This is a genomic window from Stenotrophomonas sp. TWI809 (assembly GCF_039673205.1).
Classification (GTDB): Bacteria; Pseudomonadota; Gammaproteobacteria; order Xanthomonadales; family Xanthomonadaceae; genus Stenotrophomonas.
In genome coordinates this window covers 28,911-48,574 of sequence record NZ_JBDJLE010000023.1, presented here as the reverse complement: position 1 = coordinate 48,574, position 19,664 = coordinate 28,911, and the positions used below count along the sequence as shown (strand labels likewise).

General features: G+C 67.5%; 18 protein-coding genes. 10 read left to right on the top strand and 8 right to left on the bottom strand.

Annotation, left to right across the window (positions count from 1 at the left end):
* Positions 1 to 87: 87 nt before the first annotated feature.
* From ABE472_RS15700 to ABE472_RS15690, 3 genes are all read left to right on the top strand, one after another.
* Positions 88 to 1,554, top strand: a complete 1,467-nt coding sequence (locus ABE472_RS15700; protein WP_346466582.1) for an AlkA N-terminal domain-containing protein — start codon at positions 88 to 90, stop codon at positions 1,552 to 1,554.
* Positions 1,551 to 2,042 (top strand): methylated-DNA--[protein]-cysteine S-methyltransferase, encoded by a 492-nt coding sequence (locus tag ABE472_RS15695; RefSeq protein ID WP_313210785.1) that lies wholly within the window; start codon positions 1,551 to 1,553, stop codon positions 2,040 to 2,042. Before ABE472_RS15700 ends, ABE472_RS15695 begins: the two co-directional genes overlap by 4 nt.
* Before the next feature lie 75 nt (positions 2,043 to 2,117).
* Positions 2,118 to 3,380 (top strand): ectonucleotide pyrophosphatase/phosphodiesterase, encoded by a 1,263-nt coding sequence (locus ABE472_RS15690; RefSeq protein ID WP_346466581.1) that lies wholly within the window; start codon positions 2,118 to 2,120, stop codon positions 3,378 to 3,380.
* A gap of 80 nt (positions 3,381 to 3,460) precedes the next feature.
* Here ABE472_RS15690 and ABE472_RS15685 read toward each other — a convergent pair whose 3' ends face one another.
* Positions 3,461 to 3,643, bottom strand: coding sequence for a 30S ribosomal protein THX (locus ABE472_RS15685; protein ID WP_019184443.1), 183 nt, complete (start codon positions 3,641 to 3,643; stop codon positions 3,461 to 3,463).
* Between the two features lie 118 nt (positions 3,644 to 3,761).
* Positions 3,762 to 4,175, bottom strand: coding sequence for a MerC domain-containing protein (locus ABE472_RS15680; RefSeq protein ID WP_121041406.1), 414 nt, complete (start codon positions 4,173 to 4,175; stop codon positions 3,762 to 3,764).
* Positions 4,176 to 4,332: 157 nt separating this feature from the next.
* Here ABE472_RS15680 and ABE472_RS15675 point away from each other — a divergent pair, with 157 nt between their 5' ends.
* The 6 genes from ABE472_RS15675 (at position 4,333) to ABE472_RS15650 (ending at position 11,857) form a co-directional block, all read left to right on the top strand.
* Positions 4,333 to 6,528: a TonB-dependent receptor gene (locus ABE472_RS15675; protein WP_346466580.1), complete on the top strand. Its 2,196-nt coding sequence runs from the start codon at positions 4,333 to 4,335 to the stop codon at positions 6,526 to 6,528.
* Between the two features lie 114 nt (positions 6,529 to 6,642).
* Entirely contained in the window at positions 6,643 to 7,077 is a 435-nt protein-coding gene (locus ABE472_RS15670; RefSeq protein ID WP_346466579.1) for a MarR family winged helix-turn-helix transcriptional regulator, read from the top strand.
* The gene (locus ABE472_RS15665) at positions 7,074 to 8,315 is read left to right on the top strand and encodes an MFS transporter (protein ID WP_313210775.1); all 1,242 of its coding nucleotides are present in this window, start codon (positions 7,074 to 7,076) and stop codon (positions 8,313 to 8,315) included. The genes ABE472_RS15670 and ABE472_RS15665 overlap by 4 nt, the downstream gene beginning before the upstream one ends.
* Positions 8,316 to 8,415: 100 nt before the next feature.
* Positions 8,416 to 8,982 carry a TetR/AcrR family transcriptional regulator gene (locus ABE472_RS15660; RefSeq protein WP_313210773.1) on the top strand — a complete coding sequence of 189 codons (567 nt, stop codon included), beginning with the start codon at positions 8,416 to 8,418 and terminating at the stop codon, positions 8,980 to 8,982.
* Positions 8,979 to 10,664, top strand: a complete 1,686-nt coding sequence (locus tag ABE472_RS15655) for an MFS transporter (RefSeq protein WP_346466578.1) — start codon at positions 8,979 to 8,981, stop codon at positions 10,662 to 10,664. The genes ABE472_RS15660 and ABE472_RS15655 overlap by 4 nt, the downstream gene beginning before the upstream one ends.
* Before the next feature lie 8 nt (positions 10,665 to 10,672).
* Positions 10,673 to 11,857: an HlyD family secretion protein gene (locus ABE472_RS15650; RefSeq protein WP_313217679.1), complete on the top strand. Its 1,185-nt coding sequence runs from the start codon at positions 10,673 to 10,675 to the stop codon at positions 11,855 to 11,857.
* A 65-nt stretch (positions 11,858 to 11,922) separates the two neighbouring features.
* Here ABE472_RS15650 and ABE472_RS15645 read toward each other — a convergent pair whose 3' ends face one another.
* Together ABE472_RS15645 and gltX are read right to left on the bottom strand one after the other, a co-directional pair.
* Positions 11,923 to 12,408 carry a Fur family transcriptional regulator gene (locus ABE472_RS15645; protein ID WP_019184450.1) on the bottom strand — a complete coding sequence of 162 codons (486 nt, stop codon included), beginning with the start codon at positions 12,406 to 12,408 and terminating at the stop codon, positions 11,923 to 11,925.
* Positions 12,409 to 12,424: 16 nt separating this feature from the next.
* A complete protein-coding gene (gltX, locus tag ABE472_RS15640; RefSeq protein ID WP_346464400.1) occupies positions 12,425 to 13,828 on the bottom strand; it encodes a glutamate--tRNA ligase in 1,404 nt (467 codons plus the stop codon).
* A gap of 420 nt (positions 13,829 to 14,248) precedes the next feature.
* Between gltX and ABE472_RS15635 the strand changes: the two genes are divergently transcribed.
* Positions 14,249 to 14,656, top strand: a complete 408-nt coding sequence (locus ABE472_RS15635) for a hypothetical protein (RefSeq protein ID WP_346466577.1) — start codon at positions 14,249 to 14,251, stop codon at positions 14,654 to 14,656.
* A gap of 8 nt (positions 14,657 to 14,664) precedes the next feature.
* Here ABE472_RS15635 and ABE472_RS15630 read toward each other — a convergent pair whose 3' ends face one another.
* The 4 genes from ABE472_RS15630 to creC form a co-directional block, all read right to left on the bottom strand.
* A complete protein-coding gene (locus ABE472_RS15630) occupies positions 14,665 to 16,251 on the bottom strand; it encodes a M20/M25/M40 family metallo-hydrolase (RefSeq protein WP_346466591.1) in 1,587 nt (528 codons plus the stop codon).
* A gap of 100 nt (positions 16,252 to 16,351) precedes the next feature.
* Complete coding sequence (locus ABE472_RS15625) at positions 16,352 to 16,783, bottom strand: hypothetical protein (protein WP_313212851.1); 432 nt, start codon at positions 16,781 to 16,783, stop codon at positions 16,352 to 16,354.
* 9 nt (positions 16,784 to 16,792) lie between these two features.
* On the bottom strand, positions 16,793 to 18,112 hold the full coding sequence (gene creD, locus ABE472_RS15620; RefSeq protein ID WP_313217675.1) for a cell envelope integrity protein CreD: 1,320 nt from the start codon (positions 18,110 to 18,112) through the stop codon (positions 16,793 to 16,795).
* A gap of 92 nt (positions 18,113 to 18,204) precedes the next feature.
* Positions 18,205 to 19,662 (bottom strand): two-component system sensor histidine kinase CreC, encoded by a 1,458-nt coding sequence (gene creC, locus ABE472_RS15615; protein WP_313212855.1) that lies wholly within the window; start codon positions 19,660 to 19,662, stop codon positions 18,205 to 18,207.
* Positions 19,663 to 19,664: the final 2 nt, after the last annotated feature.

Genomic DNA, 19,664 nt, shown 5'->3' with positions numbered 1-19,664 from the left:
ACCTGTCCTGAACCGGGCGACCCGGGGCTGGCATTGGCGTCCGAAAATGGCGAGCCAGCGCTGCTCACCGGGCATAGACTGGCCCCCATGGAGACCGCCCTGCCCCTGGACCACGCCGCCTGCGAAAGCGCCCGCCTTGCCCGCGATGCGCGCTTTGACGGGGTGTTCTTCACTGCCGTGCGCAGTACCGGCATCTACTGCCGACCGGTCTGCCCGGCACCGGCGCCGAAGCCGTCCAACGTCACTTACTACCCCACGGCTGCCGCCGCCGCAGCGGCCGGGTTCCGCCCCTGCCTGCGCTGCCGCCCCGAGTTGGCCCCCGAGGCGCAGGACGCACTCAACAATGAAACGCTGCAGCGCGCGCTCGCCCTGATTCACGATGGCTATCTGCAGGACCAGCCGGTGGCCGATCTGGCCACGCATGTCGGCTTGAGCGCCCGCCAGCTGCAGCGCCTGTTCGTGGCCCGGCTCGGTGCGGCGCCGGCGCAGATCCACGCGACCCGCCGGCTGTTGTTGGCCAAGCAACTGCTCACCGAAACTGCATTGCCGGTCACCGATGTCGCGATGGCCTCGGGCTACAACAGCCTGCGCCGTTTCAACGCGGCCTTTGTGGACGGCTGCGGCATGCCCCCGACCGCGATCCGCCGCCAGCGCGGTGCGCTGACCGAGGGCGCGCTGACCCTGCGCCTGGGCTACCGTCCGCCACTGGATGTCACCGCGATGCTCGGTTTCCTGCGCCGCCGTGCGATTCCCGGCATCGAGCAGATCGACACGGACAGCTACCAGCGCGTGATCGGGCCGCCCGAGCGCCCCTCACTGCTGCGCGTGACCGCCGATCCACGGCGCCCGGAGCTGTTGCTGCACCTGGGCCAGATCGATCCGCGTGCGATTCCGGGCATCGTGCGCCGCGTACGCCGCATCTTCGATCTCGATGCCGACCTGCGCATGGTGCACGCCACGCTCGCGCAGGAACCATTGCTGGCGACGGGTATCGCGCAACGCCCCGGGCTGCGCGTACCCGGCGGCTGGGATGGGTTTGAAGTGGCCGTGCGCGCCGTGCTCGGCCAACAGGTCAGCGTGGCGGCCGCCGCCACACTGGCGCGCAGGGTGGTGGATCGCTTCGGCGCCACCCTCGAAGGCATGCCGGCAGGACTGGACCGTCAGTTCCCCTCGCCGGAAGCGCTGGCCCAGGCACCGCTTGAAACCATCGGGCTGCCGCGTACCCGCGCGGCCACCGTGCGTGCGGTTGCGCAGGCGGTGGTCGAGGGCCGGCTCGATTTCCGTGCCGGCCAGTCGCTGGCCGGCTTCGTGGCGCGCTGCGTCGCCTTGCCCGGCATCGGCCCATGGACCGCGCATTACATGGCACTGCGTGCGCTGGCACTGCCCGATGCGTTCCCGGCCGGCGATCTGGTGCTGCAGCAGGTGCTCGGTGGTGATACGCGACTGAGCGAACGCGCCACCGAGGCCCGCTCGCAGCCGTGGCGACCGTGGCGTGCCTACGCCGTTCTGCATCTGTGGCATCTGGCCACACCGTCTTCGGGAGTTACCTCATGACCCTGCTCTACGACACCTTCGACAGCCCGATCGGCGCGCTCACCGTGGCCGGTGACAGCCAGGGCATCCACCACATCCTGTTCGAGAACAACCGTTACGACGCGAAGGGGCGCGAGCACTGGCAGCGCGATGCCCATGCGTTGCGCGGTGCACGTGGGCAACTGCTGGAGTACCTGCGCGGTGAGCGCGTGCGCTTCGATCTCCCGCTTGCCCCTCACGGCACGCCGTTCCAGCTGCGGGTGTGGAAGGCGCTGGCCGATATTCCGTTCGGCCAGACCTGGAGTTACGTGGCACTGGCGCGGCACATCAACCACCCCACCGCCAGCCGCGCGGTCGGTGCCGCCAATGGCCGCAATCCACTGCCGATCGTGCTGCCCTGCCACCGCGTGATCGGCAGCAGTGGTGCGCTCACCGGATTCGGCGGCGGCCTGGAAACCAAGGCTGCCCTGCTGCAACTGGAAGCACGGCGCGATTCGCTGTTCGCGTAACAGGGCATGCGCCGTGGGGTGGCGTATGCCATCGGTTGTCTTCGACGCGTCACCGCCACGCACTATCATGTCGTCATGATTTCCGTCCGCCTTCCACTGGCGCTTGCCGCCGCTCTCTCGCTGGCCGCCTGCGCCACCGCACCGTCTTCCCCGCCTGTCGCGTCTGCGGCGACCGTCGCCCGGAGCGTCCCGGCGCAGCAGCAGAAGCTGCTGCTGATCTCCATCGACGGCCTGCGCGCGGACATGCTCGACCGCGGCATTACCCCGAACATCAGTCGGCTCGTCCACGAGGGCGTGCGGGCGCAATGGATGACGCCCTCCTATCCCGCGCTGACGTTCCCCAACCACTACACGATCGTGACCGGCCTGCGGCCCAACCATCACGGCATCATCCACAACAGCATGCACGAGGATGCACTGGGTAGATTCCAGCTGCACGTGCGCGAATCGGTGGCCGATTCCCGCTGGTGGGGCGGTGAGCCGATCTGGGTGGGTGCGGAAAAGGCTGGCGTGCGCACGGCCGTGTGGTCCTGGCCGGGGAGTGAGGCGGCGATCCAGGGCATCCGCCCCAGCCAGATGCATGGCTACGATGAGACCGTGACCCTGCCCGATCGCGTGGATCAGGTACTGGGCTGGCTGGACCAGCACGGCCCGCAGGCGCCGCGACTGGTGACGCTGTACATGGAGCAGGTCGACAAGGCCGGCCACAATCACGGCCCGGAATCGCACGAGTACGCCGCCGCGGTGGCCCTGGCCGACGGCGCGGTCGGTCGCCTGCTGGACGGTCTGCAGGCACGTGGCCTGGCCGAGGCCACCAACGTGATCCTGGTCTCCGACCACGGGATGGCCGGCGTGCCGGACGGCCAGGTGGTGGCCACCGAAGACATGATCGATTCCGCCATTGCCGAGGACATCTCGGTCGGCCAGTCGATCGGGTTCGCCCCGTTGCCGGGCAAGCAGGCGCAGGCCGAGCAGATCCTGCTGGGCGCGCATGCCCAGTACGACTGCTGGACGCGCCAGACCCTGCCGGCGCGCTGGAAGTACGGCAGCAACCCGCGCATCCCACCGATCGTCTGCCAGATGCACGAAGGCTGGGATGCCCTGACCCGCGAGCGCATCGCCAAACGCGGGCCGGGCGATCGCGGCTCCCACGGGTATGACAATGCGCTGCCGTCCATGCGCGCGGTGTTCGTGGCGCGTGGCCCGGCGTTCAAACAGGGTGAGCGCCTGCCCCCGTTCGACAACGTGGATGTTTACCCGCTGCTGACCCGCCTGCTGGGGATTCCAGCGGCGCCCAACGACGGCGACGCCGAGCGACTGCTGCCTGCCCTGCGCTGAGCGCGCAGCGGTTTCGGCCGGAACGCAGGCAAAAAAAACGCGGCGCAAGCGCCGCGTTTTTCATGACCCGCCTGGCTGGATCAGCCGGCCTTGGCCACCGCTTTCTTGGCAACGGCCTTCTTGGCCGGCGCCTTCGTCACGGTCTTCTTGGCAACCGGCGCAGCTGCGCCCACGGCCGCCTTGCTCACGACGTGCGAACGCGAATTGCCGTAGCTGGCATTGAAGCGCTTGCCCTTGGCGGTCTTGCGGTCACCCTTACCCATGTCGTAACTCCTTAGTCTGAATGCTGCGAAATCTGATTACCCCGTACTGACACGGGTTCGGCGGGGCCGCCCTCTCAGGCGCCCCCGCGCACGATCGGAAAGCCTACCATGCGCGCTCTCAATGAGCACAGCTGGCGTCATGGACGTGGCCGTGGTTCAGGCGCAGATTCACCAGATGGGCCACGCCAACCAGCACGCCGCCCAGGGTCATCACCACCGCATGCGGCACCGCCGAGTGGTGCAGCGGGCCGTACAACAGGCCCGCCCACAACGCGGTCAGGCCCGGGATCAGGAAGCCCAGCGCGCGCAGCGCGCCATGCCGGCGCCAGCCCCAGACCAGGCTGAACAGGCCCAGCAGGGTGACGAAACTCACCAGCGCCAGCTCAACGCCGTCACTCATCCAGACCGACAGGCCCAGCGATGGCGCAGCGGCCAGCAGCACCGGGAGCACAGCGCAATGCACGGCGCACAGCAGCGAGCCGGTGGCACCGAAACGATCCAGCAGATGGCGAACACGAGCGAACAGGGGCATGACTTCCAGCAGGGTCGGCGAAGCGTTATGGAATAATATAACATCAATCCTGACGCGCACCCTTGCCTCCCCCTGACTTCCCTTCCCCCGTCCCGTTACGGGATTCGCGCGCCCCACCATTGATATATTGTAACAATTGACCGAAGGCCCCTGCCCTATGCGCTCCAGCTCCCTCCTGTTCAAACACCACACCCTGTCGCTGGCCCTTGCCGCCGCGATGCTGCCCTCGCTGGCCATGGCCGCCGAGGATGCCGGCAACAACCGCGACCGCCACCTGACCGAGCTCTCCACCGTGAAGGTCACCGCCTCGCCGCTGCAGGGCGATGCCGAATCGTTGGCCCGCCCGGTTGATGTGCTGGCCGGTGAGCGCCTGGACGAGCAGAAGGCCGGCACCCTCGGCGACACCGTGGCCAAGCTGCCCGGCGTGCAGAGCACCTTCTTCGGCCCCGGCGTGGGCCGCCCGATCATCCGTGGGCAGGAAGGTCCGCGCGTGGCGGTGCTGTCCAACGGCATGGGCAACATGGATGCCTCCACCGTCAGCGCCGACCATGCCACCAGCATCGAGCCGTTCCTGGCCGATCAGATCGAGGTCCTGAAGGGCCCGGCCACCCTGCTGTTCGGCAGCGGCGCGATCGGCGGCGCGGTCAACGTGGTCGACGGCCGCATCGCCCGCGAACTGCCGGACCGTCCGCTCAGCGGCCGCGCCGAACTGCGCGGCAATTCGGTCAACGACGAGCGCAGCGGCATGTTCCGCCTGGACGGTGTCAGCGGCAACGTCGTGCTGCATGTGGACGGCCTGGTCCGCAACGGCGATGACTACCGCATTCCCGGCTACGCGGTGATCGATGGCCTGGAAGATCACAGCGGCCACGACCATGAGGAAGGCGACACCGACGAACCACGCCGCGGCCGTCTGGACAACAGTTCGGTCCGCACCCGCGCCGGCGGCGTCGGTGCCACCTGGCTGGGCGATGACGGCTACTTCGGTGTGTCCGCCAGCACCTACCGCACCAACTACGGCATTCCCAACGGCGCGCACGTGCATGCCGACGACGACCATGATCATGACCACGATCACGACCATGGCGATGAGGAAGAAGGTGACGAGCATGACGTCCGCATCGACATGGTGCAGAACCGCTTCGAAGCCAAGGGCGGCATCTACCAGCCGACCTCGTTCCTGAAGAACATCACCCTGCGTACCGCCTACACCGACTACGAGCACACCGAACTCGAAGCCGGCACGCCGGCCACGCGCTTCACCAACCGCGGCATCGAAGGCCGCCTGGAAGCCGTGCAGGAACAGATCGGCGGCTGGGACGGCGCGTTCGGCCTACAGTTCGGCAACAGCGACTTCGGCGCCAAGGGCGAAGAAGCTTTCGTGCCGGATACCGCGACGAAGAACATCGGCCTGTTCGTGCTGCAGGAAAAGCAGTTCGGCGCGTTCAAGCTGGAGCTCGGCGGCCGCCATGACCAGGTCAAGCTGGACCCGACCGGTGATTACCGCGCCCGCACGTTCGACGCCACCAATCTCTCCGCCGCCGGCATCTGGACCCTCAACGACGCCGTCGACCTGCGCTTCGGCATCGACAGCTCCGAGCGCGCCCCGACCAACGAAGAGCTCTACGCCGCCGGCGCGCACATCGCCACCCGCTCGCTGGAAATCGGCGATGCGAACCTGAAGACCGAACGCGGCCAGCGCGTCGAACTGGGCATCCACACCCACAGCGACCGTGTCGACTTCTCCGCCTCCATCTACCAGACCAAGTTCAAGGACTTCATCTACCTGGCCGACACCGGCGTGGTCGAATCGCTGCCGGTCCGCCTGTGGACGCAGCAGGACGCCACCTTCAAGGGGGCTGAAGCCGAAGCGCTGTTCCATCTCTTCGAAGGCAACACTGGCGATTGGGACCTGCGCGTGTTCGGCGACTACGTCAAAGCAGAACTGGATGGCAGCGGCAGCCGCAGCGTCGACATCGCCGTGCCGCACGGTGATCACAACCACAACTACACCGTGGATCTGGCCAACACCGGCTACCTCCCGCGCATCGCCCCGGGCCGTGTCGGCGCGGACCTGCGCTGGGCCAAGGATGGCTGGCGCGCCTCGGTCGGTGCCGTGCGCTACAGCAGCCAGAAGGACGTCGCCCAGAATGAAGAGCCGAGCAACGGCTACACCCTGGTCGATGCCCACTTCGCCTACCGTTGGGACCGTACCGACAGCAACAGCTACGAAGTCTTCCTGGACGGCAGCAACCTGACCAACCGCGAGGTCCGTCCGCACACCTCCCTGCTGCGCGACTACTCCCCGCTGCCGGGCCGCGGCGTGGCATTCGGGATCCGCGCTTACTTCTGATCGATTCACTGGGTGGTTGCTTGACCCGAGGGGGCCGAAAGGCCCCCTTTTTTGGTGCTTGACCAACTACGTGCATATGCACGTATCATCCAGCACCCACCCCGGCGCACGCCCATGGACCCGCTGACCCAGAGCCCCTGTACCTGCTTCCGCCTGCGCCGCGCCGCACGCCGGCTCTCGCAGATCTATGACGCCCACCTCGCCCCCGCCGGACTCAGCCTCAACGCGTACTCCATCCTGCGTCGCGCCCCCACACCGCGCCAGCTGGGCGACCTGGCCGAGGCGCTTGGCATGGACCGCACCACGCTCACCCGCAACCTCAAACCGCTGCTCACCGCCGGCTGGCTTGAACAACGCCGCGGTGATGACGCCCGGCAACGCCTGATCGTCATCACCCCTGCCGGCAAGGCCTGCCTGCGCCGCGCGCGTCCCCTGTGGCAACAGGCGCAACACGACGTGGAAACCACCTTCGGCCCCACCCCGACCGCCCGGCTCAACGCCCTGCTTGACCAACTCGACCACGCCCTGCCCACCGGAGCCGACGCATGAGCACGTCAACCCCTGCGACCCGCGCACCCTCCATGCATTGGGGCCTGCTGGTCGCGGCCTCCGCCATCCTCATGGTCACCATGGGCGTGCGCCAGACCTCCGGCCTCTACGTCGACCCCATCCACCGCGGCACCGGCGTCAGCATCGTCGAAATCAGCTTTGCACTGGCCATCGGCCAGTTCGTCTGGGGCGCGGTGCAACCCGTGTTCGGGGCCATCGCCGACCAGCGCGGCGCATTGCCTGTGCTTATCTTCGGTGCCCTGCTGCTGGCGGCCGGGCTGCTGCTGGCACCGCTGCTGACCAGCCCGCTGGGCATGACCTTCACCCTCGGCCTGCTGATGGCCGCCGGTGCCGGCGCCGGTAGCTTCTCGGTCCTGATCGGCGCCACCGCCCATCGCCTGCCAGCGGAAAAGCGGTCGTTCGCCGCCGGCCTCATCAATGCCGGCGGCTCGCTGGGCCAGTTCGTGTTCGCGCCGCTGGTCCAATGGATCATCGGCACCGCCGGCTGGGCGCGGGCCATGATCACCATGGCGGTGATCACCCTGCTCTCGGTGCCCTTGGCCTGGCCACTGCGACGTCGTGCCGGCGACCATGCGCCTGTCGCGGGTGCCACCGATGACGGCGGTCTGCCCGCACAGCTGCGCATCGCCGCACGTGATCGCAGCTACTGGTACCTGCACCTGGGCTTCTTCACCTGCGGCCTGCACATCGCCTTCCTGGTCACCCATCTCCCCGGCGAGATCGCGCTGTGTGGCCTCTCGCCCACCGTCGCCTCATCCTCCATCGCGCTGATCGGGCTGTTCAACGTCGCCGGCAGCCTGATCGTCGGCGCCCTCGGCCAGCGCTACCGCATGAAGTACCTGCTGTTCTGGATGTACGCCAGCCGCGCCGTGATGATCGGGGTCTACCTCGTTGCGCCGCCCACCCCACTCACCTTCTACGTCTTCTCCGCCGCGCTCGGCTTCACCTGGTTGGCGACCGTTCCGCCCACCGCCGGCCTGGTCGGCAAGCTGTTCGGCCCGCGCTACCTCGGCACCCTGTTCGGCCTGACCCTGCTCTCGCACCAGTTGGGCGGTTTCTTTGGTGCATGGCTCGGCGGCCTGGCGCTGGCGCACACCGGCAACTACCTGTGGATGTGGTACGCCGACATGGGCCTGGCCGTGCTCGCCGCGTTGATCAATCTACCCATCCGCGAAGCCCGCATGGGCGGCTGTCACGGCGTGCCCGCGCCGCGCTGAGCTCACCCGCCCTCGACATTGCCCAGCGCGCGCCAACCCGCGCGTGCCAAAACCGACGCCCCCCCTTCCGCGCCGGACAGTTGTGTCCGATGATGCGCGCATGCCTACCCAACGTGCCGACGCGGCCGCCCGCCGTGCCCAGATCCTCGACGCTGCCGATGCCGTGTTCGGCCAACACGGCGTGACCGCCCCGTTGGACCTGGTGGTCGAGCGTGCCCAGGTCGGCCGGGCCACGCTGTACCGCAACTTCCCTGACCGTGCCGCCCTGGTGGAGGCGCTGCTGCAGCGCACCGTCAACCGCATCGCGCGCCAGGTGCAGACCCTCGGCGACCGCGACGATGCACTGTTCGAAGTGCTGGAAGGGATGGCGAACCGGATCGTCCAATCGCCGGCATTATCGGACTACTGGCGCGCGGTGGATCCGGATCAGATCCCGATCCGGGCCGCGCGCGAAACGATCTTCGAACTGCTGCGCGAACCGATTGCCCGTGCGGTGGCCGCAGGTCTGTGCCGCCCCGATCTGGAAACGACGGACATTTCACTCATCTCAGGCATGCTGGGAGCCGCGCTGCGTGGCAAGACGCGTGACGAACGCGCCCGGCTGGCCACGCGCGCCCTGCAATTGCTGCGTGGCGGATTGCGGGGGCCTGCCGACGGGGAGGGATGATGCCGCAGTACCTCAAGCCGGTTCCGGACTGGGAGGAGCACGAAAAACCGACCCTGCCGGGCTCGGCTTCGATGCCGTGGCATCCGCCGCACCGCCGCCTCGCCTATGCGCTGGTGGCGCTGCTGGTCGGGATCACCGGCGGCCTGGGCAATGCGCTGGTCAGTGCCAACCTGCCGTTCCTGCAGGGCCAGCTCGGGCTCACCCCGGCGCAGGGCAGCTGGCTGGTGGCCGCGTATGCCATGGTCAACGTCACCGCCAACCTGCTCGCCTTCAAGTTCCGCCAGCAATACGGCATCCGCCTGTTCGCCGAGATCGGGCTGGGCCTGTATGCCGCGCTGGCGGTACTGCATCTGTTCGTCGGCACCTTCGAAACCACCGTGCTGATGCGCGCGGCCAGCGGCTTCGCCGGTGCGGCCTGCAGCACCTTGGGCACGCTGTACATGCTGCAATCGCTGCCGCGCAAATACACCGGCAATCTGCTGGTGATCGGCGTGGGCATCTCACAGCTTGCGGTGCCGATCGCGTGGCTGGTCTCGCCCGGCCTGGTGGACACCGGGCAGTGGCACAACCTGTATCTGTTCGAGGCCGGGCTGGCACTGTGCGCGTTCGCCGCCGTGGTGGTGCTCAAGCTCCCGCCGGGTGCACAGATCAAGGCGTTTGAACCGCTCGACTTCCTCACCTTCGCGCTGCTCGCTCCCGCCGTCGGCCTGCTGGTTGTCGTGCTGGCGCAGGGCTACACCCGCTGGTGGCTGGATACGCCGTGGCTGGGCTGGGCACTGGTCGCCTCGATCGCGCTGTCCACCACCGCCTTCATCATCGAGCACTACCGCCGCAACCCGTTGCTGCAGACGCGCTGGCTGGCCAGCCTGCCGGTGATGCACTTCATCATCGGTGCGTTCCTGATCCGCTTCCTGACCACCGAGCAGTCCTATGGCGTGGTCGGCCTGATGCGCACGCTCGGCATGGGCCCGGACCAGATGCGCCCGTTGTTCGCGGTGATCCTGGCCGGCGTGATCACCGGCATGGCCGCCAGCTCGCTCACCTTCGGCCCGAAGCGACTCATTCCGCAGTTGTTGATGGCCATCCTGCTGCTGGGCAGCGCGGCCCTGCTCGACCAGAGCCGTACCAGCCTGGATCGCCCGCACGACTTCTTCGCCAGCCAGTTCCTGGCGTCCGTCGGCGCCGGCATGTTCATGGGGCCGCTGATCATGCTTGGCATCACCCAGGCGTTGAAGCAGGGCGTTGACCACATGATCACCTTCCTGGTCACGCTCTCCATCACCCAGACCCTGGGTGGCCTGGCCGGCTCGGCCGTGCTGGGCACCTACCAGCTGCACCGCGAGCAGGTGTATTCCGGTGCGCTGGTCAGCCAACTGGATCCGGCCGACAACGTGGTTGCCCAGCGCTTGAAACAGCAACAGCAGCTCTACGCCAGGCTGATCACCGACCCGGTGCAGCGCAGCGCGCAGGGCACCGCGCAACTGGCGCAGATCACCCGCCGCGAAGCCAACGTGCGCGCGTTCAATGACGTGTTCGCGCTCAGCGGCCGCGTCGCGCTGGTCTTCCTTGGCTGGTTGCTGGTGCTGGCGGTGCGCACCGCCGTGCTCAAGCAATGGCGCAAACGCCACGCGCCGACACCTCCCCTTTCCGCGCCGACGCCTGGCAGCGTCGCGCCCCGATGAGCCCGCCCATGTCGACCCAACCCCCGCACGACGATACCGCCCCGGAGAACGTCAACCCACCGCCGCCGACCGATGCTGCGCCCGCCCCTGCGCCGCCGCCCGCGGCGGCCCCCTCGGGCGTGCCCAAGTACCTCAAGCCGAGCCTGCGTGCTGTGATCATCATGATCGTGATCGCCCTGATCGGCATCGCGCTGATCCTGCGCGCCTGGTCACTGTGGCCGTTCGAGACGTCCCGGGTGACCACCGACAACGCCTACGTGCGCGGCCAGATCACCGTGCTCGCGCCGCAGGTCAACGGCTATGTGACCGAGGTGCTGGTCAAGGACTTCCAGCACGTCAAACAAGGCGAACCGCTGCTGCGCATCGACGACCGCATCTACCGCGAGAAAGTCGTCCAGGCCGAAGCCGATCTGGACAGCGCCAAGGCCGCGCTGGCCAACTCCGATCAATCCCAGGCACAGAACCGCGCGCAGATCCAGGCCGCGCAGGCCAACCTGTCTGCCGGCCAGGCCGAGCTCTCGCGCTCGCGTACCGAACTCAAGCGCTACGAAGAACTCGCCGACCAGCAACTGGTCGCCCTCAACGACCGTGACAAGTTCCGCACCACCACGCAATCGGCGCAGGCCAGCGTGCTGCAGTCGCAGGCCCAGATCCGCATCGCCGAGGAAACCCTGACCTCCACCCAGGTTGCCCGCAAAGGCCTGGAAGCCCGCGTCGAGACGGCCCAGGCCCAGCTGGAACTGGCGAAGATCGATCTCGCCAACACGGTGATCCAGGCGCCGCGCGACGGTCAGGTCAGCGAAGCCTCGGTGCGCCTGGGCCAATACGTCACCGCCGGCTCGCAGCTGCTGTTCCTGGTGCCCGACGCCTTGTGGGTGGTCGCCAATTTCAAGGAAGGCCAGACCTGGAAGATGCGCATCGGCCAACCGGCCACCTTCTCCGTGGATGCCTTCGATGGCCAGAAGCTGCACGGCCACATCGAACAGATCGCCCCGGCCACCGGCTCGGAGTTCAGTGTCCTGCGTCCGGACAACGCCAGCGGCAACTTCACCAAGGTCGTCCAGCGCCTGCCGATCCGCATTTCCATCGACCCCGATCAGCCGCTGGCACCGCGCCTGCGTCCGGGCATGTCGGTGATCGTCAAAGTGGATACCGCTGCGGAAGGGCGCGAGCCGACCGATGCGACGCCTTGAAACGAAAAAGCCGCGCAGATGCGCGGCTTTTCAACATCAACAGCGTACCGACCAACGGTCGGTACCTACCCCGCACAGCGCGCGCACAGGCCATGCACTTCCAGCGTCTGCGCCTGCGGCTGGAAACCGAGCTCCTTCGCCCGCTTCTCCAGCTGGCTGACAATCTCCTTGTCCTCCAGCTCCACCGCACTGTGGCAACTGTTGCAGATCAGGAACGGCACCGAATGCTGCGCACTGCTCGGATGGTGGCACGCCACGAACGCATTCACCGATTCCAGCTTGTGCACGAAGCCATTGGCCATCAGGAAATCCAGCGCGCGGTACACCGTCGGCGGGGCGTCGGCACCGACGCCCTTGCCGTTGCGCACCCACTCCAGCAATTCGTACGCCTTCACCGGCTTGCCGGCCTCGGCAATCAGGCGCAGCACGTTCGCGCGGATCGGCGTCAGCCGCAGCCCGCGTTCCGAGCACACGCGCTCGACCACCTTCACGAAGTCGGAGGCGTCGTGAACGTGATGGTGCGGAGCGGTACAAGCGGTTTTTGCGGACATGCGCGGTCTCCTGTGGTCAGGCCGTCGGTACTTTAGTGAGTGCGACCTCGATGCGTTTCAAGGCCTCTTCACGCCCGGCCAGGAACACCGTCTGTGAAATGTCCGGGCTGACCTGGGTGCCGGTGATGGCCACGCGCAGCGGCTGGGCCACCTTGCCCATGCCGATCTCAAGCGCCGTCGCCACGTCATGCAGTGCCGCCGAAACGCTCTCCACCGTCCACTCCCCGGCCGCGCCCAACAGCTCGCGGGCCTTGCCCAGCGCCAGTTCCGCGCCCGGCTTGAAGTGCTTGGCCACCGCGGCCTCGTCGTATTCGGTCAGCGGCTGATACCAGACCACCGCCTTCTCGGCCATTTCCTTCAGCGTCTGCACGCGGTCGCGCAGTGCGACCACCACGTCGGCCGGCGCCGGACCGGCGTTCAGATCCAGGCCCAGCTTGTTCAGCTGGTAGACCAGGTGCGGAGCGATGTCGGCCGGTTGTTCGGTCTTCAGGAAGTGCTGGTTGACCCAGCCCAGCTTGGCCATGTCCAGGCGCGCGGCCTTGGAATTGCAGTTGGTCACATCGAACAGATCGATCAGTTCCTGGCGGCTGAACAGCTCCTGGTCGCCATGCGACCAGCCCAGGCGGGCCAGGTAGCTGAGCAGTGCGTCCGGCAGGTAGCCGGCGTCCTTGTACTGCATCACGTCGGCCGCACCGGTGCGCTTGGACAGCTTCGCGCCCTGCTCGTCCAGGATCATCGGCATATGGCCGAACTTCGGCACGGGGGCGCCGATGCCCTCGTACAGATTGATCTGGCGCGGGGTGTTGTTGATGTGGTCGTCGCCGCGGATGACCTCGCTGATGCGCATGTCCCAATCGTCCACCACCACCGCGAAGTTGTAGGTGGGGAAACCATCCGGACGGAAGATCACCATGTCATCGAGTTCGCTGTTGGCGATCTCGATGCGGCCCTTGATCAGGTCGTCGAACACCACCGTGCCCTCGAGCGGATTCTTGAAGCGGATCACGCGGTTCGGGTCGTCCTTGTACGGCAGGCCCAGCTCACGCGCGGCGCCGTTGTAACGCGGCTTTTCCTGCTTGGCCATGGCGGCCTCGCGCATCGCGTCCAGCTCTTCCCTGGTCTCGTAGGCGTAGTAGGCCTTGCCATCGGCGACCAGCTGCTCGGCCACTTCCAGATAGCGGGCCACGCGCTGGGTCTGGTAGATCGGGCCTTCGTCATAGCCCAGGCCCAGCCACTCCATCGCCTCCAGGATCGCGTCGATCGCGCCCTGGGTGCTGCGCTCGCGGTCGGTGTCTTCGATGCGCAGCACGAATTCGCCGCCACGGTGACGGGCCTCCAGCCAGCAGTACAGCGCCGTGCGGGCGCCACCAATGTGCAGGTAGCCGGTGGGACTGGGGGCAAAACGGGTGCGGCAGGTCATGGAGGGCTCAGGGCGGGAAACGGAATCCCGGCAATTTTACCTGTCCGGGCCGGACCCTGCCTAAATCGGAGAATCCCTACTGTCTGCTGCGTGCGAGCGTGGTCTGATGACGGAATCCCCGCTTTCCTCAGGCATGCCATGACAGCGTCGCGCTTTGCCCCTCCCGGACCGCCTCGCCCGCTGGCTGGCGCGATCACCGCCGTAGTGGTGCTCGCCGCGCTGAGCGGCTGTTCGGCACCCGGCACGGGCGGTAACGAGCTGCCCGCGCAGCACCAGGCACGTCCATCGGCCCAGGTGGCCCAGGCTTCGCCCCTCCGGCCAGCTCCGCCGGCCGTGACTACTGCAGCGACCGGCGCGCAACCGGACGGTCTGGTCACCCGACCTCATCCGGCGCCCGGGCATCTGGACGCGGCGCTGGTCTTGAACGAGGCGCTGAGCTCGGATCGGCTCTGGGGACTGCTCAATGATTCCGCCGCGTTTGAGCAGACCATGGCAGCGCTGGACCGGGCCTACGCTGCCGATGCGGATGCGCAGGACGTGCGCAGCAGCTATGAGCACGCGCTGCAGCAACGCTTGGGCACAGAGTCGGATGCACCGAAACTGAGCCGCTTGGAATGCAGCATCTCCCATTGCCTGGGCGAGATCACCGGCACGCTGGAAAATCCGTCCGCACTGTTCGGTGAGCCACGTGATGCCGCGGGCCACCAGTTGCCGGTCAATGCGGCGATGGTGACCAGCATTCTGCCCACAGACGGCGCACCAGACGGCTACCGCCTGGTCTTCTCGCTCGATCTCACGCCCCGCACCGGGCCGTCGCCGGCCCGGTAACCCGCTCCTCAGGGCGTCAGCAACGGCTTGCGCGGCAGCTTTTCATCGCGCATCGCCGCGTTGTAGACGAACGAGGCCACGATGGCGGCGGCCTGCTTCAGGTCCTCCGGCTCGGCGTGGTCCCAGGTGTCCAGGTTGCTGTGGTGGACGTTGGTGAAGTAGTCCAGGCGGTCCTGAATGAACTGGAACCCGGGCAGGCCAACGCGATCGAACGCGATGTGGTCGGTGCTGCCGGTGTTGCGGGTGGCCACGGTGGTCGCGCCCACATCATGGAACGGGGCCAGCCACGCTTCGAAGATCGGCACCGCGGCCAGGTTCTCCTGCGCGTAGATGCCGCGGAAGCGGCCCGAGCCGTTGTCCATGTTGAAGTACGCCGAGAACTTGTCGTAATCGCGCTGGCGCTGCAGGGCGCCGGTGGGTTCACGCATCGAGGCCGGCAGCTTGAGCTGCGCCGGGTCGGTCGGCTCGGGGTAGCGCGCGAAGTGCTTGGACACGTAATCCTGGGAGCCGATCAGGCCCTGCTCCTCGCCACTCCACAGCGCCACGCGGATCGTGCGCTTGGGCTTGGCGCCAACCGCCTTGAGGATGCGCATGGCTTCCATCATCACCGCCACGCCGGCAGCGTTGTCGGCTGCACCGGTGCCGGTGTGCCAGGAATCCATGTGCGCGCCGAGCATCACGATCTCATCGGCCTTGCCGCTGCCGCGGATCTCGGCCAGCGTGTTGTAGCCCGGCTGGTCCTGCGTATCGGTGAAACGGGCCTCGACATTCACGCGCAGCTTGACCGCCTGCTTCTGGTCGACCGCCCGCACCAGCTGGTTGTAGTGCTCGGCCATCATCGCCAGCTCGGGCACGCCGACCGGTTCGCCCGCCTTGCGTGAGCCACCGCCGCCGACGCGGATGATGCCGTTGTCCCAGCCGCTGATGCTGATCGTGGCCAGCACGCCCTGCTCGGCGAAGAAGGCGTTGGTGGCACGGGTCAGTTCCTGCTTCTCCAGGAACTCCTTGGCCTTCCTGGCACGGTCGGCCTTGGCATCGGCGACGTCCTTGGGCACCGCGAACACCTGCAGCTCGGCCAGGCCGGCGTCATCGTGGCGGTGCGAATCGGACTTGGTGGCCCGTTCGTAGTCGCGTGCATCATTGAGCAGCAGGATCTTGCCGGCGATCTTGCCCTTGTACTGATCCAGATCGGCGAGCTTCTTGATCTCGACCTTGATCACCTCGCCCTCGACCGGGCCGTTGGTGCCCGGGGTCCAGGCCTTCGGCAGCGCATACAGCGGCGCCACGCGCGGGCTCAGCAGTTCCACGCTGGCGTTGCTGAACTCCCAGCCGCGGCCGAACGCATCGAAGGCCTCGTCATGGACGTTGACCAGGCCCCACTCGTTGAACTTGCTGCGGGTCCAGGTATTGGCCTCGCCCATCGCGGGCGAATTGGTCAGGCGCGGGCCGATCTGCTCGGTCAGATGGCTGAAGGTCGCCATCACCTGCGACCGGTGGAAGGCTTCCTGGCGGATGCGGCTGACCATGTCCAGGTCCACCGTTTCCTTCGTCTGTGCATCGGCGACGCCACTCAATGCCAATGCCACGCTCAACATGCCCCACTTGAACACGATTACCCCCGCCTCTCGGCCAGACCACGAACAATCCCCGAGTCTATCGGGCGTGGTCCCGGTGCCCCCGGGCCAAGAGTCATGGTCACGCCATCCAGCCGTACCAGAGCTGGCCACGGGCAGGCAGTACCAGCAACCAGCGGCTGCGGTCTTCCGAGGCGCTGGCGTAGACCGCCGCATGCACCGGCCAGTCCGCGGGCAACCCGCGGATGCCGACCTCACGCAACGCCTGTGCACCCTCACGCCACGGCCGATAGTCGCCACACCAGTGCGGCAGCGGCAGGCGTCCGCGCGCCTGCCGTGCCTGTTCCAGAAAGCGTAGCCCGTGCACGGTGATCGCCTCGCAGGTAGCCGGGGCCAAGCCGAAACGCAGCAGCCCCGGCGCTGCCGGCGTACCGGGCAGCGCCCTCAGCGGTGACGGCCATCCCGAGGCCTCGCCCTCCAGCAGCGAAGCCACCTCCAGCCGGGCGGGCAGCGCCCGGCGCACTCGTTCCTGCAGACAGCGGCGCAAGCTCATGTCCGTTCCTCAGCTCAGGCGTGCGCCGAGTTCGTACCAATCGACCCGGCGGGTCACCCACATCACCGCGGCCAGCACGCCGAACAGCAGCAGCGAGCCCATCAGCAGCGCGTTGTTCTCCGAGATCAGCAGCCCGTACAGCGCGCCATACAGGGCACTGAGCATCAGCGCGAAGCCCAGGCCGCGTTTCCAGCTCTTCAATACGCCGGACAGATACACGGTCTGGATGCCGATACAGGCGAGCGCCGAGAGTGCATAGGCCTGCCAGAACGCGATGTGCTCGGAGAGGCTGAGCAGCAGCAGGAAGAAGATCGCCAGCGCCAGGCCGACCATCAGGTACTGCAGCGGGTGGATGCGCAGCTGCTTGATCAGCTCGAACAGGATGAAGCCGACGAAGGTGAGCAGGATGAAGAGGATGCCGTACTTGCTGGCGCGGTCGGCCTGGGTATAGACATCGACCGGATTGACCAGCTCCACGCTTACCGCCTCGGCGTCGATGTCCGGGCGGTTGCGCAGTTGGTGCTGGGCACGCGAGGCCAGCGAGGACACCGCCCACTGGGCGTCGAAGCCCTGCGCGTCGACCTTGCGCTCGTTGGGCAGGAAGCTGCCACCGAACAGCGGGTGCGGCCAGGGCGAGCGCAGCGCGATGCGGCTGTCATCGCCCACCGGCACCACCGACAGCGACCGGGTGCCATCCAGCACCAGCTCCAGCTCGACCTTGCTGCCCTTGAGCACGCCACCCCGTTCATCCGCCAGGCCCGGCAAGCCGACATGCAGGCCCGTGCCGATGCCACTGACGCCGCCGGCATCGGGCAACAGCGTCACGGCGTTGCCATCCACGCGCAGGTTCGGCGAACCGACCAGGCCACGCACATCGGCGATGCCCACGGTCAGGAAGGGCGTGCCATACACGCGGCCGGCTTTCACCGGGTAGTCGTCATCGGCGAACGCGGCGCTGATCGTGGCCTTCCAGCTATAGACCGGGACGCGGAACAGGCCGACGCGGCGCTCGTCCGGCTGCATCACGCCGTCCACCGTGAGCGTGGCCGGCATCTGCAGCCACTGGCCCTGCTCAACCTGCTTTTCCTTCTTTTTGGTGCCGGCCGCATCCACGACCTCGACTTCGCGGGTTTCGGTCCACGGCACCACCCGGATCGGGCCGGTCAGAATCTGCGCGCCGGCGCGGCTCTGCGCGACGCGTTGGTACGCCTCGTCGCGGTAGGCCTCACGCTCGCGGATCACCCCCTTGATCAGGCTCAGCGGAATCAGCAGCAACAGGATCAGCCCGCCGACAATGGCGAACCGCAACAGCATCTTCAGGGATTTCATGACCCGTCCTCGGTTGGGAGGGGGCCAGCTTCCCGCGCGCCGGTGTGCGGGGTTTGTGCCGAGTTTGAAGTCAGTGTGAAGTGCAGCGGCGGTCAGCGCCGCGGCGGGACCGAAGGCAGCCGCGACGGCAGCCACAACACCGCCTGCGCGCCGCCGTCATCGCGGTTGCGCAGGCTGACCCGGCCGCCGTGCAGGCGGGCCACTTCCTGCACGAACGACAGGCCGAGGCCGGAGCTGCGCTGGCCGGTACCCGGGCGCGCCAGGGAATAGAAGCGCTCGAACACGCGGTCGAGCGCGTACTCGGGCACGCCACTGCCGCGGTCGGCCACGGTCAGCGCGATGCCCTCGCCTTCTGCACGCGCACCGAGCGTGATGCTGCTGCCGGCGGGTGAGAACGCCACGGCATTCTCCAGCAGATTGTTGAGCGCCTGGCGCAGCAGATAGCCGTCGCCCTGCACGCTCTCGGCCAGCACCTCCACATGGAGTGCTACGCCCGCCGCCTGCGCACGCACCGCCACCGCATCGGTCGCGGCCTGCAGCAAGGGTGCCAAGGCAAGCCGCTCGTGCTTGTGCAGCCAGCCGTACTGTTCCACCTCGGCCAACGCCAGCAGCTTGTCGATGGTTTCGGTGAGCCGCTGCGCCTGGCCTTCAATGCTGCGTGCAAAATGCGCACGGTCGGCATCCGGCAACGGCTCCTGCAACAGTTCGGCGGCACCGCGGATCGCGGCCAGCGGGCTCTTCATTTCATGCGTCAGCGATTGAACGTACTGCTCGACGTAGGCCTTGCCTTCCAGCTTGCGACGCATGGTTTCCAGCGCCTGGCCCAGATCGCCGATCTCGTCGCGGCGCGGCTTCGGCGGCGGCACCGGCTCACCGGCGCTGACCGCCTTGGCGTAGCGATTGAGCCGGCTCACGCCGTGCATCAGCCACGCGGTCATCAGCAGGCCGATCAGCGCCGAGAGACCGATCAGCCAGGCACCGCGCTTCATGATGGCGCGCTGGCTGGCGGCGATGAACGGATCGATGCTGCGGTTGGGTTGGGCCAGGCTGAGCACACCGATCAAGCGGCGCCCATCGGCCGGATCGAAGATCGGCGCGGCCACGTGCATCACCGAGTGGGTATCGTCGCCCGGGGTTTCCGGGCTGGAACGCGCGCCGTATTCGCCACGCAGGGTGCGATAGACATCGTTCCAGCGCGAGTTGTCGCGCCCCACATCGCGCCCGGTCGAGTCGTACACCACGATGCCCTTGGCATCGGTGATGGTGACCTGGTAATCCAGCGTGCGCTTGGGAAAACGCCACACCATCGCCTTCGGGTCACGCCGCTGCGCACGCGCCAGATCGGCGACAAAGCGGCCGTCGCGGATGTGCCCGGCCTTGAGATCGGCGGCGGCCATTTCAGCCAGCACGTTGGCTGCATCGACCAACGTGGACTCCATCGCCTGGCGCACGCCAGGCTTCACTTCGTTGACGAAAATACGCATCACGAAGAACGCGGCGATACCCACGATCAGGAAGAAGCCTAGGAACAGTTTCAGGCCCAGCCGCATGC

Coding starts and splice junctions, on each gene's coding strand:
- creC (WP_313212855.1), bottom strand. CDS start 19,662: ATGCGGCTGGGCCTGAAACTGTTCCTAGGCTTCTTCCTGATCGTGGGT.
- ABE472_RS15695 (WP_313210785.1), top strand. CDS start 1,551: ATGACCCTGCTCTACGACACCTTCGACAGCCCGATCGGCGCGCTCACC.
- ABE472_RS15700 (WP_346466582.1), top strand. CDS start 88: ATGGAGACCGCCCTGCCCCTGGACCACGCCGCCTGCGAAAGCGCCCGC.
- ABE472_RS15670 (WP_346466579.1), top strand. CDS start 6,643: ATGGACCCGCTGACCCAGAGCCCCTGTACCTGCTTCCGCCTGCGCCGC.
- ABE472_RS15690 (WP_346466581.1), top strand. CDS start 2,118: ATGATTTCCGTCCGCCTTCCACTGGCGCTTGCCGCCGCTCTCTCGCTG.
- gltX (WP_346464400.1), bottom strand. CDS start 13,828: ATGACCTGCCGCACCCGTTTTGCCCCCAGTCCCACCGGCTACCTGCAC.
- creD (WP_313217675.1), bottom strand. CDS start 18,112: ATGAAATCCCTGAAGATGCTGTTGCGGTTCGCCATTGTCGGCGGGCTG.
- ABE472_RS15625 (WP_313212851.1), bottom strand. CDS start 16,783: ATGAGCTTGCGCCGCTGTCTGCAGGAACGAGTGCGCCGGGCGCTGCCC.
- ABE472_RS15675 (WP_346466580.1), top strand. CDS start 4,333: ATGCGCTCCAGCTCCCTCCTGTTCAAACACCACACCCTGTCGCTGGCC.
- ABE472_RS15630 (WP_346466591.1), bottom strand. CDS start 16,251: ATGTTGAGCGTGGCATTGGCATTGAGTGGCGTCGCCGATGCACAGACG.
- ABE472_RS15655 (WP_346466578.1), top strand. CDS start 8,979: ATGATGCCGCAGTACCTCAAGCCGGTTCCGGACTGGGAGGAGCACGAA.
- ABE472_RS15650 (WP_313217679.1), top strand. CDS start 10,673: ATGTCGACCCAACCCCCGCACGACGATACCGCCCCGGAGAACGTCAAC.
- ABE472_RS15660 (WP_313210773.1), top strand. CDS start 8,416: ATGCCTACCCAACGTGCCGACGCGGCCGCCCGCCGTGCCCAGATCCTC.
- ABE472_RS15665 (WP_313210775.1), top strand. CDS start 7,074: ATGAGCACGTCAACCCCTGCGACCCGCGCACCCTCCATGCATTGGGGC.
- ABE472_RS15680 (WP_121041406.1), bottom strand. CDS start 4,175: ATGCCCCTGTTCGCTCGTGTTCGCCATCTGCTGGATCGTTTCGGTGCC.
- ABE472_RS15645 (WP_019184450.1), bottom strand. CDS start 12,408: ATGTCCGCAAAAACCGCTTGTACCGCTCCGCACCATCACGTTCACGAC.
- ABE472_RS15685 (WP_019184443.1), bottom strand. CDS start 3,643: ATGGGTAAGGGTGACCGCAAGACCGCCAAGGGCAAGCGCTTCAATGCC.